The organism is Aliivibrio wodanis (genome assembly GCF_052920805.1).
The window spans coordinates 2,699,222-2,718,564 of record NZ_JBREXA010000002.1 but is presented as its reverse complement, the minus strand read 5'-3'; the positions used below and the strand labels follow the sequence as shown (position 1 = coordinate 2,718,564).

The window sequence follows — 19,343 nt, the reverse complement described above, 5'->3', positions numbered from 1 at the left end:
TTATCCAAATTAGAAATAAAGTTTGATATTTATCAATTTGAGTGGAAAATGACCTGAATCACATTTTGTTACATAAATAAGATATATAGAGGTTAACAATGTCCGTATATAACACACTCTGCTTTCTTGCAGCTGCTGCTATGTTAATCGCATTTTTTAATAGCAAAATAGGAAAAATGCAGACAACGATAGCAATCACTGCAGGCTCAATGATGCTATCACTAGGGATAATTTTTGCTGGTCACAATGATTGGTTTCATCTTAGAGAAGTTGCGACTGAAACTCTGACAGATATAAATTTCGAAGATTTTTTATTAAAAGGAATATTAGGTTTCTTATTATTTGCTGGCGGGCTAGGGATAAAACTTCAAAACCTTAAAGATCAAAAGTGGGAAATAACCGTACTTGCTTTAGGAGCTACCTTATTCTCAACTTTCTTTATTGGTTTTACTCTATGGGGAATATGTAATCTAATAGGTATTAATCTTGATTTAATCTACTGCTTATTATTTGGCTCATTGATCTCACCAACCGATCCTATTGCCGTACTTGCGATAGTAAAAAAGCTGAATGCTCCACAACGTATTTCGACTCAAATCGAAGGTGAATCATTATTCAATGATGGTTTTGGTTTAGTAATTTTCGTTACGCTATTTACCATTGCTTTTGGTTCAGAAACACCAACAATTGGTAGTGTAACAGCACTATTTTTACAGGAAGCTATTGGCGGTATTATTTACGGTTTCCTTTTAGGTTTAATTTTCCATTATCTAATAAGTTCAACTAATGACCATTCAATGGAATTATTATTAACCATAGGTATCCCAACATCAGGTTATGCATTTGCTGAAGTCATTCATGTTTCAGGTCCTTTAGCTATGGTCGTATCTGGTATAATGATCGGCAACTGGACCCGTTATATTGGTTTTTCAAAAGAAAGTGAAGAGCATTTAGACCATTTCTGGGAGCTTGTTGATGAATTCTTAAATGGCGTGTTATTTCTTCTTATTGGTATGTCTATGTTGTTATTCCAATTCCATCAAGAAGACTGGATCTTAATGGCAATATCTATCCCACTGGTGCTAGCAAGTCGCTATTTAAGCGTTTACTTACCATATATTGGCTTTAAACGATTCAGAACTTATAACCCATTATCCGTAAATATCTTAACTTGGGGCGGCCTTCGAGGCGGACTGGCTTTAGCGATGGCTTTGGCTATCCCATCAGGCATTATCATCATCCCAGATAAGAATATAGATGTCAGAGAAATTATTCTTGTTATGACTTATTCTGTTGTTGTTTTCTCTATTTTGGTTCAAGGCTCAACCATTACAACCATGATTGAAAAAGCAAAGAAATTAGAAAAAGATTCTTAATCCATAGCACTATCAATTATTAATGGAGATGCATATTGTGTATCTCCATTTTTTATATCTATAATACCAATTCCGTTAATTAACTTATCAATTTTAACCAATATCTAAAGCAGAGTAAGATGACTCTGTCTTTATCTTCACAAAACCGATTCCACGCTCTACATAATGTCTCTACGATATCGTCATAGTTTTCGAAGCACCTGTTTGCTACTTCATTTTGGCGGAGCCAACTCCATACCTGTTCTATAGGGTTAAGTTCGGGCGAATAAGGTGGGATATGAATTATGGTGAGGTTCTCAAATTCATCGGCAAGATAGCTCTGGTGCCAACTCGCTTGATCCATGATAACAACAGCATGCTTGCCAGCTAGTGTGGCTTGAGAAATTAATCTGAGTTGCTCTTTCATTGCTTCCATATTGCTCAGGGGAACCACTATCGCTTCAGTTTCTCCTGTCGTGACACATACAGCTCCGAAAAGGTATGCATACTCAAATTGCTGTTGTTGTACTACTCTAGGGCGGGTCCCTTTCTCTGCCAATATGCGCGTTGTTGTATTGCGTTGACCAAATCTAGCCTCGTCTTGAAACCATATTTGAACATCTTTTAAGGGGACATGACCAGGGATCTTAAGGAGCGTTTCGATTGGGAATTTTTTTAAAAGCTTCTTGAGCTTCAACTGACTGCTTAGGATGTTTGGAACGAGTTGTAATCCAACTCAAACCTATGTCATGTAATAACTGATAGAGCGCCGACTTTTTATATGATGTATTGAAGTTGCTTTCTATATAGAGCCCAATGTCTCTTGCTTGAAGACGACCGCCACTCTCATTTACGGCATGTTCGATAACACATTCTTTGAGTTGTGATTTTTGCTCGTCTGTTAGGCGATAAGGCCTACCAGAATGTGGTTTCTCTTGAAGTCCTTGAAGACCATTGTTGAGATATGCTTTGACCCATTTATTGACGCTTACTCTGCTAACTTTAAGATACTTAGCTATTTGAGTGCGACTTTTACCGTCAACAAAATGAGAAACGGATAAATAACGCACTCTAAGTCGAGCATTGGATGTGGAATTAATCAAACTCGGGAAATCATGCTTCATAAGGACTCCTTTTAAGAGTCCATATTAGATCATAAAATTAACGAAATTGGTATTATAACCTGAACGATTCGTTTTATTCAGATGTAAAAAAGCCCTAATCTTTCGATTAGGGCTTTCTTGGTGTAGTGGCGGAGTGGACGGGACTCGAACCCGCGACCCCCGGCGTGACAGGCCGGTATTCTAACCAACTGAACTACCACTCCGCAGTGTCTATTCAGGTGTATCTTAATTTAAAAGCCTGGCGATGTCCTACTCTCACATGGGGAAACCCCACACTACCATCGGCGCTATTACGTTTCACTTCTGAGTTCGGCATGGGATCAGGTGGGTCCATAACGCTATGGTCGCCAAGCAAATTCTTTCTATCTACCTCACTAAGAGATAAATAATAATCTGGAAAGCCGTTTCTCTATATAAAGAGTTGTTCTTAATCACATTCAATCTGTTTCTTGCAACTTTAAATCCGTTCAAAACCCCTTGGGTGTTGTATGGTTAAGCCTCACGGGCAATTAGTACAGGTTAGCTCAATGCCTCGCAGCACTTACACACCCTGCCTATCTACGTCGTAGTCTCCAACAACCCTTTAGGATACGTATAGTATCAGGGATGACTCATCTCAAGGCTCGCTTCACGCTTAGATGCTTTCAGCGTTTATCGATCCCGAACTTAGCTACCGGGCAATGCTACTGGCGTAACAACCCGAACACCAGAGGTTCGTCCACTCCGGTCCTCTCGTACTAGGAGCAGCCCCTTTCAATCATCCAACGCCCACGGCAGATAGGGACCGAACTGTCTCACGACGTTCTAAACCCAGCTCGCGTACCACTTTAAATGGCGAACAGCCATACCCTTGGGACCGACTTCAGCCCCAGGATGTGATGAGCCGACATCGAGGTGCCAAACACCGCCGTCGATATGAACTCTTGGGCGGTATCAGCCTGTTATCCCCGGAGTACCTTTTATCCGTTGAGCGATGGCCCTTCCATTCAGAACCACCGGATCACTATGACCTACTTTCGTACCTGCTCGAATTGTCATTCTCGCAGTCAAGCGGGCTTATGCCATTGCACTAACCACACGATGTCCAACCGTGTTTAGCCCACCTTCGTGCTCCTCCGTTACTCTTTGGGAGGAGACCGCCCCAGTCAAACTACCCACCAGGCACTGTCCGCAACCCCGATAAGGGGCCAACGTTAGAACATCAAGCATACAAGGGTGGTATTTCAAGATTGCCTCCACCAATACTAGCGTACTGGTTTCAAAGGCTCCCACCTATCCTACACATGTAGGGTCAATGTTCAGTGCCAAGCTGTAGTAAAGGTTCACGGGGTCTTTCCGTCTAGCCGCGGGTACACTGCATCTTCACAGCGATTTCAATTTCACTGAGTCTCGGGTGGAGACAGCGTGGCCATCATTACGCCATTCGTGCAGGTCGGAACTTACCCGACAAGGAATTTCGCTACCTTAGGACCGTTATAGTTACGGCCGCCGTTTACTTGGGCTTCGATCAAGAGCTTCGACCGAAGTCTAACCCCATCAATTAACCTTCAAGCACCGGGCAGGCGTCACACCGTATACGTCATCTTACGATTTAGCACAGTGCTATGTTTTTAATAAACAGTTGCAGCCACCTGGTATCTGCGACTCCCGGCAGCTTAGAGAGCAAGTCTCATCACCGCTAGGAGCGTACCTTCTCCCGAAGTTACGGTACCATTTTGCCTAGTTCCTTCACCCGAGTTCTCTCAAGCGCCTTAGTATTCTCTACTCGACCACCTGTGTCGGTTTGGGGTACGATTTCTTATAATCTGAAGCTTAGAGGCTTTTCCTGGAAGCATGGCATCAATGGCTTCACATCCGTAGATGCTCGACATCGTGTCTCAGCCTAACAAGAGTCCGGATTTACCTAAACTCTTAGCCTACGCACTTGAACTTGGACGACCGTCGCCAAGCCCACCTAGCCTTCTCCGTCCCCCCATCGCAATTATAAGAAGTACGGGAATATTAACCCGTTTCCCATCGACTACGCTTTTCAGCCTCGCCTTAGGGGTCGACTTACCCTGCCCCGATTAACGTTGGACAGGAACCCTTGGTCTTCCGGCGAGGGGGTTTTTCACCCCCTTTATCGTTACTCATGTCAGCATTCGCACTTCTGATACCTCCAGCATGCCTTACAGCACACCTTCGACGGCTTACAGAACGCTCCCCTACCCAACACAATAAATTGCATTGCCGCAGCTTCGGTGTATAGCTTAGCCCCGTTACATCTTCCGCGCAGGCCGACTCGACCAGTGAGCTATTACGCTTTCTTTAAATGATGGCTGCTTCTAAGCCAACATCCTGGCTGTCTGAGCCTTCCCACATCGTTTCCCACTTAGCTATAACTTTGGGACCTTAGCTGGCGGTCTGGGTTGTTTCCCTCTCCACGACGGACGTTAGCACCCGCCGTGTGTCTCCCGGATAGTACTTACTGGTATTCGGAGTTTGCAAAGGGTTGGTAAGTCGGGATGACCCCCTAGCCTTAACAGTGCTCTACCCCCAGTAGTATTCGTCCGAGGCTCTACCTAAATAGATTTCGGGGAGAACCAGCTATCTCCAAGTTTGATTGGCCTTTCACCCCTAGCCACAAGTCATCCGCTAATTTTTCAACATTAGTCGGTTCGGTCCTCCAATTGATGTTACTCAATCTTCAACCTGCCCATGGCTAGATCACTTGGTTTCGGGTCTATATCCAGAGACTGAACGCCCAGTTAAGACTCGGTTTCCCTACGGCTCCCCTAAACGGTTAACCTTGCCACTGAATATAAGTCGCTGACCCATTATACAAAAGGTACGCAGTCACATAACAAGTATGCTCCTACTGCTTGTACGTACACGGTTTCAGGTTCTATTTCACTCCCCTCACAGGGGTTCTTTTCGCCTTTCCCTCACGGTACTGGTTCACTATCGGTCAGTCAGTAGTATTTAGCCTTGGAGGATGGTCCCCCCATATTCAGACAGGATATCACGTGTCCCGCCTTACTCGTTTTCACTGATGATGAGATGTCGGTTACAGGGCTATCACCTTGTATCGCGCCACTTTCCAGAGGCTTCACCTGTCTCATTAAAAGCTTAAGGGCTAACCCAATTTCGCTCGCCGCTACTTTCGGGATCTCGGTTGATTTCTCTTCCTCGGGGTACTTAGATGTTTCAGTTCTCCCGGTTTGCTTCGCTGCGCTATGTATTCACGCAGCGATACTAGCTTATGCTAGTGGGTTTCCCCATTCAGAAATCCCAGACTCAAAAGGTTTTTACTACCTAATCTGGGCTTATCGCAAGTTAATACGTCTTTCATCGCCTCTGACTGCCAAGGCATCCACCGTGTACGCTTAGTCACTTAACCATACAACCCCAAGAGGTTTCGTATGGCATAAACAACCAAGGTTGAACTCGTCATTGCGAGTTCTGGTTTTTCGCCGGATTCAAAATACAAGAACACTTGAATGTGTTTTTAATTTGTTTATCTAAGATAAACAAAAGATATTAAGAACTTTTAAATTTTGATTTGAATAACTCGTAAGTTATTTAAATCAGTCAGCTTTCCAAATTGTTAAAGAGCAATTGTTTTTCAACCTAATAAAAGGTGTCGAAACCATTTTTAAAGACTCTCAAAGAGAATACTTAAAAATGGTGGAGCTATGCGGGATCGAACCGCAGACCTCTTCGCTGCCAGCGAAGCGCTCTCCCAGCTGAGCTATAGCCCCACATAACGTCTCTTTAATTTTTTAACCTAATCAATCTGTGTGAACACTCATAAATTGCAATCTATCGTTTAAGGAGGTGATCCAGCCCCAGGTTCCCCTAGGGCTACCTTGTTACGACTTCACCCCAGTCATGAACCACAAAGTGGTGAGCGTCCTCCCGAAGGTTAAACTACCCACTTCTTTTGCAGCCCACTCCCATGGTGTGACGGGCGGTGTGTACAAGGCCCGGGAACGTATTCACCGTGACATTCTGATTCACGATTACTAGCGATTCCGACTTCACGGAGTCGAGTTGCAGACTCCGATCCGGACTACGACGCACTTTTTGGGATTCGCTCACTATCGCTAGCTTGCAGCCCTCTGTATGCGCCATTGTAGCACGTGTGTAGCCCTACTCGTAAGGGCCATGATGACTTGACGTCGTCCCCACCTTCCTCCGGTTTATCACCGGCAGTCTCCCTGGAGTTCCCACCATTACGCGCTGGCAAACAAGGATAAGGGTTGCGCTCGTTGCGGGACTTAACCCAACATTTCACAACACGAGCTGACGACAGCCATGCAGCACCTGTCTCAGAGTTCCCGAAGGCACTAAGCTATCTCTAGCGAATTCTCTGGATGTCAAGAGTAGGTAAGGTTCTTCGCGTTGCATCGAATTAAACCACATGCTCCACCGCTTGTGCGGGCCCCCGTCAATTCATTTGAGTTTTAATCTTGCGACCGTACTCCCCAGGCGGTCTACTTAACGCGTTAGCTCCGAAAGCCACGGCTCAAGGCCACAACCTCCAAGTAGACATCGTTTACGGCGTGGACTACCAGGGTATCTAATCCTGTTTGCTCCCCACGCTTTCGCATCTGAGTGTCAGTGTCTGTCCAGGGGGCCGCCTTCGCCACTGGTATTCCTTCAGATCTCTACGCATTTCACCGCTACACCTGAAATTCTACCCCCCTCTACAGCACTCTAGTTTGCCAGTTTCAAATGCGGTTCCGAGGTTGAGCCCCGGGCTTTCACATCTGACTTAACAAACCACCTGCATGCGCTTTACGCCCAGTAATTCCGATTAACGCTCGCACCCTCCGTATTACCGCGGCTGCTGGCACGGAGTTAGCCGGTGCTTCTTCTGTCGCTAACGTCAAGATATGCAGCTATTAACTACACACCCTTCCTCACGACTGAAAGTACTTTACAACCCGAAGGCCTTCTTCATACACGCGGCATGGCTGCATCAGGCTTTCGCCCATTGTGCAATATTCCCCACTGCTGCCTCCCGTAGGAGTCTGGACCGTGTCTCAGTTCCAGTGTGGCTGATCATCCTCTCAGACCAGCTAGAGATCGTCGCCTTGGTGAGCTCTTACCTCACCAACAAGCTAATCTCACCTGGGCTAATCTTAGCGCGAGAGGTCCGAAGATCCCCCTCTTTGGTCCGAAGACATTATGCGGTATTAGCTATCGTTTCCAATAGTTATCCCCCACACTAAGGCATATTCCCAGGCATTACTCACCCGTCCGCCGCTCGTCAGCAAATTAGCAAGCTAATTCCTGTTACCGCTCGACTTGCATGTGTTAGGCCTGCCGCCAGCGTTCAATCTGAGCCATGATCAAACTCTTCAATTAAAGTTTTTTTGGTTGCTCTGTCTTCTTAGTTAAAAGAGGGCAGAAACAAAACCGGCTCAATGATTAATACTGATTTCTTACATAAAAGTAATTTTGTGTAGTCACTCAGTTCATTGATTATTTTTGTTTGAATTCACTTCGAAAAGTAAAAGCAAAGTAGTGATTATCAACTCACAAGTGCCCACACAGATTGATTTGGTTAAATTGTTAAAGAGCATTTCTTCTAACTTTCGAAGCACTTAAGCCTTTCAGTGAAGAGGACGGTTATTTTATCCAATTAAACTTAAGTGTCAAACACTTTTTTTTATTTTAATTTTAAAACCGTTTTTTCAACCAACCCTTTGCTGCTCTACGTTGAGCGCTCCGTGTCAGTGAGGATGCATTATAGGGACACAGCTTATATTAGCAAGTATTAAATGCTCATTTTTCTATATTTACTTACTGTTTGTTGAGCATTTATACAAAAGGAAACTTATCTTTTTTTACCCTTAGCTACAATACAGGTTATCAACACAGTTACCCACAATTCAAAGTATTTAGTCAAATTCAAATTGATAAATAATATCTACAGCACTCTCTAAACTTGATATCACCTCTATATAGAAATTACTCATCATTCGATATCTTAAAGTAAACTCACCAACAGAGTTAAATATGCCAACACCATATTTAACTTGTAGACCAGGTGCAATATAACCACTTATTGTAACTTGTGATTCCTCACCGGAACCTGCAGTATCAAGCTGAAGATCTTGAACGCCAAACGCTTGCCCTATTTCTCCAACAATCTTACCGCTTTTAGCAATGCTTAAACCAATTAACGTTGTTGTCATAGCATTACCACCAGATTCAGCATCAATATCCTGCCCTCTCAATAAATAAGACAATGCATTAGCTTGTGGCATACTTGGTGAAGAAAATATTTCAACGGTTGGTGTATCTGCAGAGCCATTAACTCGTATTCCTGCAATAACATCGTCACGAGTATTTTCTGGATTTCGAATAGCCTCTATTGCTACATAAGGTTGATCAGCAGGACCATTAAATAAAATCTTACCTTTTTGTATTTGTAAGTCTTGGCCGAAAGAACGATAGGTTCCCTCCTTTATATTGACTTCACCATTAATGAAAGGAGCTTTATCCTTTTGCGTGATATTTAGCTTACCAATTAACCCTCCCTCTAAACCAAAAGCAGATAACAACACGTCATCACCAATGCTAATAATAATATCCGTCTCAACTCTCATTGGTAATGGGGTCGTTGTATCTATAGGCTTTAAATTATCAGTCAGAAGTACTTCATCAGAAGATACACCAATGGCACTTTCTGGAAGGTTTTTAACTACTATCCTTCCCCATGGAATACCTATAGAACCACTAATTTTAGCAAGGGTTGGAATTATTCTGATTTGTAAGTCGGGCTTTACTTTCAGTTTCACCATTGGTGGAACATTAACTGGTAACTCTTGCCCCGATACATCTAGACCGACCTTCCAATTATCTAAGTTAGACCATTCTCCTGTACCATCTATATTAAGCTCACCATCAGGAGTTGTAATCAATGACGTTAGTACTGCGTCATAACCTGAGAATTGAATATTTATATTACCTTGGTTAATATCAACCGGAGATACATCTCCTTTCATCTTTATATTATCTATAGTAATTGCCCCTAACATTTTAGGGTGCTCAATTGGGCCAGATATATTAATACGTGATTTGATTAACGCATCTAGTTCACTGTATTCACCCAATAATGGTTTAAGCATAGATAAAGACAATTGCTCTATCTCAGAGAACCCCGTTAAGGTCTTCTTACCTGTAAGTTGGTCAATATTCATTTCTCCCTTTAATTGACCATTATTGGTTAGCATTACAGCCCAATTAGAGGTTAATTGATCATTCTTCATCTCTGCATTTACAGTTATCTCATCCCAACCTACAGTGATGGTATCTTCCATTATCTGTTCTATTTTACCTTTTGGTAAGATAATAGAGGCTTTCACATGAGGCGATGAGTTTTCAAACCAGTCAGCAAAGACATCCACATTAATCTCACCGTATATTTGGGTTTCCTCAGGTAAAAAAGCTGCTAATTTCTGAAACTGGAACTGCTTAATACTTAAATCAACAGCTCCTTCTTTACCTGCTGTTAAGTCCTTATTAAGACAAACTGATGCTCCATCTTCTTGACTCCAACAATGCGCTTGAATAAATGCTTGTTGTGTTTGAATATTATAAGATAGCTCTGCTTGTTTATTTAACTTCCAAGGCCCTATGTCTGTAATAACATCGGCTTCACTAAGCTCTCCAATCCAACTTGTTGTTCGATCTAATGCACCTTTGAATACAAGATGAGAGTCAATAGTGTCTGTATCCAAGTCTATATGTAATTGGTGCTCTTTTTCTTCACCATAAAATTTGACTAACAGTTTATGTAATACTTGCTTTTGGTATTGTCCATTTAACAATTCAATCTTTAAATTGGCATCAATCTCAGGAATTGGACTTACATAACCTTTAATTGAAGCTTTCTCTAATTTAACTTCTTTTTGCCATTCAAGTCCTAGAGCATCCAGATTAAGATTAATTGTTGGTTCAGCAAACTTACCCTCTAACTCTACTCTTCCTGTTAGCTTTCCATACAAATTAGGAACAGAATCAGACAACTCAGGGAAATTAACATCTATATTGAGATCCCACTCTTTATCTAAGGCCCCAGATACTGCAATACCATTATTACCATGTTGCAGTGCTAGTTGAGGTATATTTAAATTAACCATTCCTGAGCCATTTACATCTTGAGCTTTTAACGCACCTTTTATATCCAATGGGTATTCTCTGAATATGCCATTAATATCAACCTTAGGAAACTCAACAATCCAGCCTCCCTGTTGAGTTAAATACCCCGTAGTTGATAATTCACCACTAACATTACCTTCAGCCTCACTCCATTGAAGTCCTGGCTGGATATTTTGTAGTCGTATATCTGCTTTCCAATCAACCAATGATGCCCAACTAGCTCCAGCGGTACCAGAAACAGTTCCTCCTAAGGTGTTTACTAGCAGTTTAGATAGCTCTATCTCTTCTAAACTACCTTTTCCTTTTAAGTCAATTTTTGTTGTTGGGATATCTACGCCTTCAACATTAGCTTTAGTTGAAAAGTGGTATCGATTTAAATCACCTTTCACATTCAATAATATAAGCTGAGTCGTTACCTCTTTTTTTCCTTGCAACGGCCAATAAAGTTTTCCTTTCGAAAGTTGAATATCAAAAGGAAGCTCTTTTTTTAATGGTTGAACATGAGCCTTTATATAAGCCTTTAAGCCACCACTCAATTGTAATGAGGCTTTTAAGTCTGCCACACTACCTGTAGCATTTAATTTTAAATTATGACCTTTTAATTCAGTTTTCTTTACCTTAAATAAAGCATCAATAAATAACGGATAATCATCGGTGAGTGTTATTTTTGTATCTAGATTGATATTCGCTTCAGGGATGTCTAAATAAAAATCAGTTACTCCAACGTCATACTCTTTTGCTGTTGCTGTAAAGTTCAACTGATTAATAATTACAGGGGTTTCTTGCTTTAACGTAAAATCACTCAGCGAAAATTTTTCAACGGAGATATTCAGAGGTATATAAATAGATGGAAGTTCAATTACAGAGGATGTTTGATTTGCATGAGGCTCTACCTTTTTTCCTTCTTTCTCAGATTGTGCTAATTCAACAGTGATCGTTTCCCATGATAATGGTGTCAGTGTCAAATCACTTTGATAAAGTCGAAGACCAGTGTTAAACGATTTCCAACGTACCTTATTCCCCAATATATTAATATCAAGATCATTAATATTGATACTGTCGATATTTATTGGAATAGGGATTGAAAGGAGTTTTTGTTCAACTGGTGCTTCTTTGGGTTTTTCTGTACTTTTGGGGATCTTAGGGAGGTCGAGTCTTAATCCATTAATAGTAATGTCATTAATGCATAATGATGGTTCTAATAAACATTTAGCAGTAAAAGAAAAATGCAATTTATTAGCATCTATTTTTAACAACTCATCATTTCTATAGTGGATACCAGATAAGGTAAATGCAGGAATTAAGCTGCCTTCTGCATTTTCAATCTGTAGTGCTGGGATGGCTTTTTCAACTCCCCACAAGGCTAATTTCAACCCTGAATTGGTAAAGACTAACGCTCCAATAAACAGCATAATCACGAGAATTGTTATTGGTAGGAAGAAAGCTAAACACAAACAGTGACGGCTAAATTTACTCTTCTTTACTTGTTGTATTTCTTGCAAAGCAATTTCTTTTTCTATGGAACTCATACTTCTGGACCCAATGTAAAATGGACTTTAAATTCGTCACCAGGATTCGCATCAAAGCCCCAAGCAAAATCAAGACGTACAGGCCCTACAGGTGAAGCCCATCGAACACCAATACCTGCTCCTCTTTTCCAATCAGGTGTAGAAATCCAAGAATCACCATAGTCAACAAAAGTCGCAATCCACCAATTACCCACAACTCTGTATTGATACTCTAAACTTGCAGTTGCCATGTATTGACCACCAGTCAAGAAACCACTTTCATCTTTAGGTGATATTTCTTCATAACCATAGCCACGAATACTGTTATCTCCCCCAGCAAAAAATCGTATTGAGGGCGGCAACTTATAAAAATTATCGGTGTACATTGCTCCCATATCACTTCGAGCAACACCTCGATGATTTTGTCCAAGACTCCGAACTATCGCTCCTTGTGCCTGTACCCTTAGTAATCTTGCATCAGAAGATAAGCTTTGATCTGTCGCTTCAATCGTAAAAGACTTTTTATCTCCCCACATAGGCATAGTGCCACCACGAGAACGGCTTTTGGCAAATGAAACACCAGGTAATACTAAAAAGGCAGTTCCATCTTGAATACCTTGAGTAAACTCTTCATAAAGAAAACGCGTATAAATTGTTCTATGCCAACCTGAGTCAAAAATCCAATGCCTTTCAAAGGCTAAATTAGACTCTAAACTATCAGTATTTCGGTTATCGATATTCTTTAAACCATACTTAACAATGTAATAATCGTTTAACACTTGCTTTAATGGAATTTTATAAGAGACTGTTGCTTCTTGTTCTGGTTTAGACACTTGCAGTGCAGTATCTAAACTATGGCCAGCATCGTTAAGCCACGGTTTTTTCCAGCGAACTTTACCTCGAACACCAACATCTGTTGCATAACCAAGACTTGTTTCTAATTGATTTCTTACTTGTGGAGAGAGGTGAACCGTCATAGGTAATAACTGGGTAGAACCGATAGCATCAAGATCTGGTTCAACATAAACAGAAGAAAACCACTCAGTATTCGATAAGGATTGATTTAAAAGCCCGACTTGACTTGCTAAATAAGGATCGCCTTTTTTAAAAGGAATGATAGCTCGAACTCTGACTTCTTCAATTTGGCTACCATTGATAGTTGTAACTCCAAAATGATAACGATTACCGCTATTATAATGTAAACGTATCATTGCTTGACGCCTACCAGGGGCTACCTCTAAACGGCTAGTGACAAACTCCCCATCGAAGTACCCTTTTCTCAAAGCTAAATTTTGCAAGGTCGCTTTTAAACTGGCGTATTTTCCATGGTCAATAACTTCACCTAGATTTAAACCTGATTTTTCAATCGCTGCTATAAAGTCAATATCTTTTTTAGCATCCCCTGTAACCACGATATCACTGAGATAAATATAAACAGGCTTACCCGGTTTTACTGTCATAATCAGTTCATTGTCATCAGCTTCTCCATCAATAGAAAAAGTGACGACTGGTTCGTAATAACCAAGGGCTTTTAAGGCATTAATAACATTTTCTTCAAGGCGAGATTGAAAGCGAAGAGAAGTCGAATAATCCTCTTCTGGAATGTTTGAGGTATAGGCTTCTACATTGCTCAATAAAGGTCCATCTAAACCCTCAATACTCAATTCCGTCTCAGCTAGCACATAAGGTGAAGCAATAAACAAGCAAGAGGTAATAAAAAGGGATAACTTCTTTGTCATATTAATAATTATTCTATTGATTCAATCATGCATTTTATGTAATTGTAATTTACTCGGTTTGTAGAGTAGCACAAGAGAAAAATCTTCCATATGATTCAGTTGAAGGATGCGACATGATCATGAATAAAACCAATATAATACCTTTACCTCCACATTTTGTCTCTCAAGTGAATATAGAAACCTGCCCTCAAAATCATGAAGTGATTTATTTAGGAATGGGATGTTTTTGGGGAGCTGAGCGCCTTTTCTGGCAGTTATCCGGAGTATACTCCACAGCGGTTGGCTACAGTGGCGGTACAACAATAGACCCTAAATATAAAGAAGTTTGTACAGGAACGACAGGACACGCTGAAGTCGTAAAAATTGTTTACAATCCTAAGGTTATATCTTTGGAAGCATTATTACACTCTTTTTGGCAACAGCACGATCCAACTCAAGGCATGCGTCAAGGTAATGATATAGGCACTCAATATAGATCGGTAATTTATACAAACTCAAATAAACAACAATTGATAGCTCAAAAGACACAACAACAATACCAAGAAGCTTTAAGTAAACAAGGCATCACTCGTTTGATTACCACCGACATTGTATCAGCACCACCTTTCTATTTTGCAGAAGAATACCATCAACAATATTTAGCAAAAAACCCTGATGGGTATTGTGGATTAGGAGGAACAGGGGTCTGTTTCATATAGCAAAGAGGTGCTCGTAATGAGCACCTCTTTCATTTAGGCTGGCATAATGGATAACTGACGAATATGTTGATTTACTTCACTCATCACTGATAGCATTCTTCTATTTTCTTGTTTTGGCATCAGTATTTTTCCACCATCAAACTCAAATGAACCTACACCTTCAATATATAAATTCCCTTTAAATAAAGTTTTTACGAAACGTGCCACCTGCAGTGGGCGATAAGCTTTAAAATTTCTAAACATAGCTCTTACCTCAATAATCCATAATAAGGTTTTCATTAGTAGTCCATCAAAACATCCTGCATATAAACAACAATGTCTTATCTAAAAACGACGCTCTCTGAAACATTTAAGTAACATTATAGAATGCAATACAACATACAGCAAGTTGGGTACTTAATTTTCTATTAAGAAAAAGTAAGAAACTTAACTTAATAATGATTCAGCTATAACTGGTCGAATCGCTTTTTCTTGGTCTCTGCACTACACTACAAACACTCATTTCCAAGGATAATAAAAATGAAAACAGTAAAACTACTCGCTCTTAGCACACTCCTGTTACCATCACTTTCTTTTGCTCACAATATTTCATTAAACCAAAATGTACCTTCAGTATCTGTTGAACAATACGGTGAAATTACTTATGCCAACGATTCTGCTGTATACCAAAATTGGAACAGTGAACAATTAAAAGGGAAAGTTCGAGTATTACAGGCCATTGCTGGTCGAAGTGGTGCTAAAGCAATGAACGCTGATCTTATGAGTGCTATTACCCTAGAAAAGTTCCCTGAATCAAAATATCAAACTACAACAATAATTAATCAAGACGATTCTATTTGGGGAACTGGTGGGTTTGTAAAATCTTCGGCTGAAGAAAGTAAAAAAGAATTTTCATGGTCATCGATGGTTCTTGATGAAAATGGCAAGGTAGCCACAGCTTGGGATCTTCAACCTGAAAGCTCTGCTATCATTGTTCAGGATAAAAAAGGGAATGTACTTTTTGTAAAAGAAGGCAAACTATCTTCTGACGAAATAGAACAAGTTATTAGCTTAATTCAGGCTCAGCTATAAATAAATGGCTTGCTTATAAATTGTTATATTATTACATTTACCACTCAAATTTCTTTAGGGTGGTACAATGCAATCGTACTTTTTTACTAAACAGCGTTGGTTAAATTGGAGTTTAGCAATTACTCTAGCGCTATTTAGTGTCTTGGTTGCTTATCACCAAATTGATTCCAACATACAGCATCATGAACACCACAACTGCCAATTATTTCATTCTATTGGCTCTGGCCTTGTTATTCATGTCAGCTCCCCCTCTATTATTCCTCAACCTATTATTCATTTTGAATTCTCTGCTGTAGAAAATAGCTCTCCGTTTTCGATTACCGTTCACTCTCGAGCACCTCCTTTTTCTATCGTCTAACATTAATAAATTACATCACATTTATAACTCTTAGATAATAGGAAGCACTCATGCTTATCTGTAATAAAAAAAATGCACTACGACTAATCATCTCTACTACATTATTTTCAGTACCACTAATGACTTATGCCGCTGATCATCATGGCGATCATGATGGACACGATCATTCTGATCATTCTGAACACTCAGAGCATCGCCAACACGACGCACACGTTCATGGTGTAGTTGAAACCAATATAGCTCAAGATGGCGAACATTTACTTTTTGAAATCACCGCTCCTGGCTCTGATGTTGTAGGGTTTGAACACACTCCTAAAAACAAAGAACAAGAACAGTTATTAGAGCAAGCTATTGCTAAACTAAAAACGCCAAATGCAATTTTCTCTCTACCAGAGTCTGCCAACTGTGAAATTTCGGATATACATGTTTCTCATAATATGAAAAGCGAAGACCACGATGACCATGACCATGACCATGACCATGACCATGACCATCATGATGATGATTCTCACCATGAAGAACATCAAGGTGAACATGGTGAATTTACTGCTCAATATGAATATCATTGCGAAACAATGTCGGAATTAAATCAAATAGAAACACAGTGGTTTAGTGTATTTTCTCACACGCAAAAAATGACAGTTCAGTATCTAGGTAACTCAGGACAGAAAGCAGCAACGTTAACCGCTAAAAAAGCAGTTCTAGCTCTATAATTTAGGTATGACGGTGGCAACGCCGTCATAATTTTTATGAATATTATTGAATTATCAAACCTCACTTTTTGCTGGCCAAATCAAACAGAGCGAACGCTTGATATTCCAAGTTATCTGCAACAACAAGGAACCAAGGTATTTATCAAAGGCCCAAGTGGCAGTGGTAAATCAACTCTACTTAGCCTCCTTACTGGGATCTTATCCCCTACCAAAGGAACGGTGAGTATTAATGGTACTGACATCAATCAATTGACCTCAAATCAACGAGACCGATTTAGAGCAGATAATATTGGTTATATTTTTCAGCAATTTAATTTACTGCCTTATCTTTCCGTTATTGATAATGTTATTTTGCCATACCAGTTCTCATCAAAAAAAGAACTCTCAAAACAAGATCTAATAAAAGAAGCTGAGCGTCTACTAAATCAACTTCAATTGCCAAGTTCTCACTTTAGTAAACCAATTACTGACTTAAGTATCGGTCAACAACAGCGAGTCGCAGCAGCAAGAGCATTCATTGGTAAACCTAAACTGATCATTGCTGACGAACCTACCTCAGCATTAGATCACGAAACTCGCTTTGCTTTTATTCAACTCTTAATGGAAGAATGTGAAAGCAGTGGGCGCAGGATTACTTTTTGTTAGTCATGACCCAAGTTTGGAGTCTCTTTTTGATCGTTGTATTGATTTAAGAACATTAAATAATGCAGGAGATACGCTGTGATTGGTATTGCTCAATTAGCATGGAAAAGCCTAAGAAACCGAAAAACTACTGTCGTATTAACGGTATTAACTATCGCTATTTCTGTCATGCTATTAATGGGAGTTGAACGAATTAGAACACAAGCAAAGACAAGCTTTGCCAATACTATTTCTAATACCGACTTAATTGTTGGTGCCCGTTCAGGTCAGGTTAACCTACTGCTTTATTCTGTTTTTCGCATTGGTAATGCCACCAACAATATTGACTGGAAAAGCTATCAAGAGATCAGCAATCAAAAATCAGTAAAATGGTCAATTCCAATCTCTCTAGGTGATTCCCATAAAGGCTTTAGAGTCATGGGAACTAATCAAGATTATTTTCGTTTTTATCAATACGGAAAAAAACAACCATTAACCTTTGAAAGAAGGTAAACCATTTTCACACTTATTTGATGTCGTACTCGGTGCCGATGTAGCAAATAAACTGAGCTACAAACTAGGTGATAAATTAGTTATCGCTCATGGAATTAGTGATAAGTCCTTTACTCGTCATGATAATTTACCCTTTACCGTTACTGGTATTTTAGCACCAACCGGAACCCCAGTAGATAAAACCTTGCATGTATCTTTAGGTGCAATCGAAGCGATACATGTTGGTTGGGAAAGTGGTGCTCATTTAGGAGGTACACCAGATGCGGAAATATTGGAACAACATCAATTTGAACCTCAAGCAATTACCGCGTTCATGCTAGGGCTTAACTCAAAAATTCAAACCTTTGCGCTACAACGATATATTAATGATTATAATAAAGAACCGCTAAGCGCCATTCTTCCTGGTATCGCATTGCATGAATTATGGGGAATGATGTCGATGGCAGAACAAGCTTTATTGGCCGTCTCTGTTTTTGTTGTTATTGCAGGCTTAATGGGAATGCTCACCAGCTTATTAACCAGCTTACAAGAAAGACGACGAGAAATGGCCATCCTAAGATCAATGGGAGCTCAACCGAAACACATTTTCGCACTACTTATTAGTGAAGCCGTCGTAATAACAACCTTTGGGATCATTATAGGCCTATTGGGTTTATATCTATCTCTATCTCTATTACAGCCCATAATTCAACAATATTATGGTATTGCCATTGAGCTTACATTACCAAGCTTATACGAATTAAAACTATTAGCGCTTATTCTATGCTCTGGTTTTATTATCGGGGTTATTCCAGCCATTCAAGCGTATCGACACTCATTGAGTGATGGTATGACAATTAGACTTTAAGGATAAACATGAAAAATAAATTCTTACTCTGCTTATTATTACTTTTGCCCTTCAGCGCTTTTAGTAATGAAGTATTAAAACTCGATTGGATTGATTTAGTTCCCGAGAAAGAAAGAAATCAATTTGATGCGGTAGGTATGCCACAGGTCAATCATAATGGTACGAAAATGCAACAATCTATTGTTGGCGGAGTTCGACAAGAATTGAATGGCAGCATGGTAAAAATTCCAGGTTTTGTTATTCCACTAGAAGGTGATGACCACATGATCACCGAGTTTTTGCTAGTGCCTTACTTTGGTGCTTGTATTCACGTTCCACCACCACCACCAAACCAAATCATCTATGTAAAGTTTGAAAAAGGTGCCCCAATACAGCAGCTATGGGATGTTATTTATATCGTAGGAAAGCTAAAAACAGAAACCATCAATAGTGAGCTTGCAGAAACTGGATATCTCATTGAAGGGGTTCGCTTAGAAGAATATGATGATGAATAATTAACATACTTAAATCACTGGTTTATTTTAAATAATTAAATATAATTAGATAAATAAACCAGTGTACTTGCATAAACTCCTACTAACGTAATACTGATAAGTACATTTTTAATATTTAAGCCTTTCATTACCTCTTCCCTAAGAAAAC

General features: G+C 40.1%; 10 protein-coding genes, 2 tRNA genes, 3 rRNA genes and 2 pseudogenes. 8 read left to right on the top strand and 9 right to left on the bottom strand.

The window, feature by feature from the left end; translation table 11 throughout:
• The first annotated feature begins 98 nt into the window (after positions 1 to 98).
• Complete coding sequence (locus ACU5DF_RS20620) at positions 99 to 1,376, top strand: cation:proton antiporter (protein WP_446714011.1); 1,278 nt, start codon at positions 99 to 101, stop codon at positions 1,374 to 1,376.
• Between the two features lie 79 nt (positions 1,377 to 1,455).
• Here the strand turns inward: ACU5DF_RS20620 and ACU5DF_RS20615 are convergent.
• The 8 genes from ACU5DF_RS20615 to tamA all read right to left on the bottom strand — a co-directional run bounded on the left by ACU5DF_RS20615 (position 1,456) and on the right by tamA (position 13,880).
• Positions 1,456 to 2,479, bottom strand: a protein-coding gene (locus ACU5DF_RS20615; RefSeq protein ID WP_446714010.1) for an IS630 family transposase whose coding sequence is annotated in 2 segments (ribosomal slippage) — positions 1,456 to 2,026 and positions 2,025 to 2,479 — 1,026 coding nt in all. Because the reading frame shifts where the segments join, the coding sequence is not laid out codon by codon here.
• A 126-nt stretch (positions 2,480 to 2,605) separates the two neighbouring features.
• Positions 2,606 to 2,682, bottom strand: a tRNA-Asp gene (locus ACU5DF_RS20610).
• A gap of 33 nt (positions 2,683 to 2,715) precedes the next feature.
• Positions 2,716 to 2,831 (bottom strand): 5S ribosomal RNA (gene rrf, locus ACU5DF_RS20605).
• A gap of 136 nt (positions 2,832 to 2,967) precedes the next feature.
• Positions 2,968 to 5,858, bottom strand: a 23S ribosomal RNA gene (locus ACU5DF_RS20600).
• Between the two features lie 285 nt (positions 5,859 to 6,143).
• Positions 6,144 to 6,219, bottom strand: a tRNA-Ala gene (locus ACU5DF_RS20595).
• A gap of 69 nt (positions 6,220 to 6,288) precedes the next feature.
• Positions 6,289 to 7,831, bottom strand: a 16S ribosomal RNA gene (locus ACU5DF_RS20590).
• Together the 16S, 23S and 5S rRNA genes with 2 tRNA genes alongside form the textbook arrangement of a ribosomal RNA operon.
• Before the next feature lie 536 nt (positions 7,832 to 8,367).
• Positions 8,368 to 12,162, bottom strand: coding sequence for an autotransporter assembly complex protein TamB (gene tamB, locus ACU5DF_RS20585; protein ID WP_446714009.1), 3,795 nt, complete (start codon positions 12,160 to 12,162; stop codon positions 8,368 to 8,370).
• Positions 12,159 to 13,880 carry an autotransporter assembly complex protein TamA gene (gene tamA / locus ACU5DF_RS20580; RefSeq protein WP_446714008.1) on the bottom strand — a complete coding sequence of 574 codons (1,722 nt, stop codon included), beginning with the start codon at positions 13,878 to 13,880 and terminating at the stop codon, positions 12,159 to 12,161. The genes tamB and tamA overlap by 4 nt, the downstream gene beginning before the upstream one ends.
• A gap of 113 nt (positions 13,881 to 13,993) precedes the next feature.
• Here tamA and msrA point away from each other — a divergent pair, with 113 nt between their 5' ends.
• Positions 13,994 to 14,578, top strand: a complete 585-nt coding sequence (msrA, locus tag ACU5DF_RS20575) for a peptide-methionine (S)-S-oxide reductase MsrA (protein ID WP_446714007.1) — start codon at positions 13,994 to 13,996, stop codon at positions 14,576 to 14,578.
• Between the two features lie 33 nt (positions 14,579 to 14,611).
• Here msrA and ACU5DF_RS20570 read toward each other — a convergent pair whose 3' ends face one another.
• Complete coding sequence (locus ACU5DF_RS20570; protein WP_045103363.1) at positions 14,612 to 14,821, bottom strand: stringent response modulator YtfK; 210 nt, start codon at positions 14,819 to 14,821, stop codon at positions 14,612 to 14,614.
• 276 nt (positions 14,822 to 15,097) lie between these two features.
• Between ACU5DF_RS20570 and ACU5DF_RS20565 the strand changes: the two genes are divergently transcribed.
• The 6 genes and pseudogenes from ACU5DF_RS20565 (at position 15,098) to ACU5DF_RS20540 (ending at position 19,195) form a co-directional block, all read left to right on the top strand.
• Positions 15,098 to 15,649 (top strand): YtfJ family protein, encoded by a 552-nt coding sequence (locus ACU5DF_RS20565; RefSeq protein WP_446714006.1) that lies wholly within the window; start codon positions 15,098 to 15,100, stop codon positions 15,647 to 15,649.
• A gap of 67 nt (positions 15,650 to 15,716) precedes the next feature.
• A complete protein-coding gene (locus ACU5DF_RS20560) occupies positions 15,717 to 16,007 on the top strand; it encodes a DUF2607 family protein (RefSeq protein WP_045102967.1) in 291 nt (96 codons plus the stop codon).
• Positions 16,008 to 16,057: 50 nt separating this feature from the next.
• A complete protein-coding gene (gene zrgA, locus ACU5DF_RS20555) occupies positions 16,058 to 16,720 on the top strand; it encodes a zinc uptake protein ZrgA (protein ID WP_446714005.1) in 663 nt (220 codons plus the stop codon).
• A 36-nt stretch (positions 16,721 to 16,756) separates the two neighbouring features.
• Positions 16,757 to 17,444, top strand: a pseudogene (locus ACU5DF_RS20550) (ABC transporter ATP-binding protein).
• A pseudogene (locus ACU5DF_RS20545) lies at positions 17,441 to 18,701 on the top strand (ABC transporter permease). The pseudogenes ACU5DF_RS20550 and ACU5DF_RS20545 overlap by 4 nt, the downstream one beginning before the upstream one ends.
• Positions 18,702 to 18,709: 8 nt before the next feature.
• Positions 18,710 to 19,195, top strand: a complete 486-nt coding sequence (locus ACU5DF_RS20540) for a DUF3299 domain-containing protein (protein ID WP_045102970.1) — start codon at positions 18,710 to 18,712, stop codon at positions 19,193 to 19,195.
• Positions 19,196 to 19,343 lie beyond the last annotated feature (148 nt).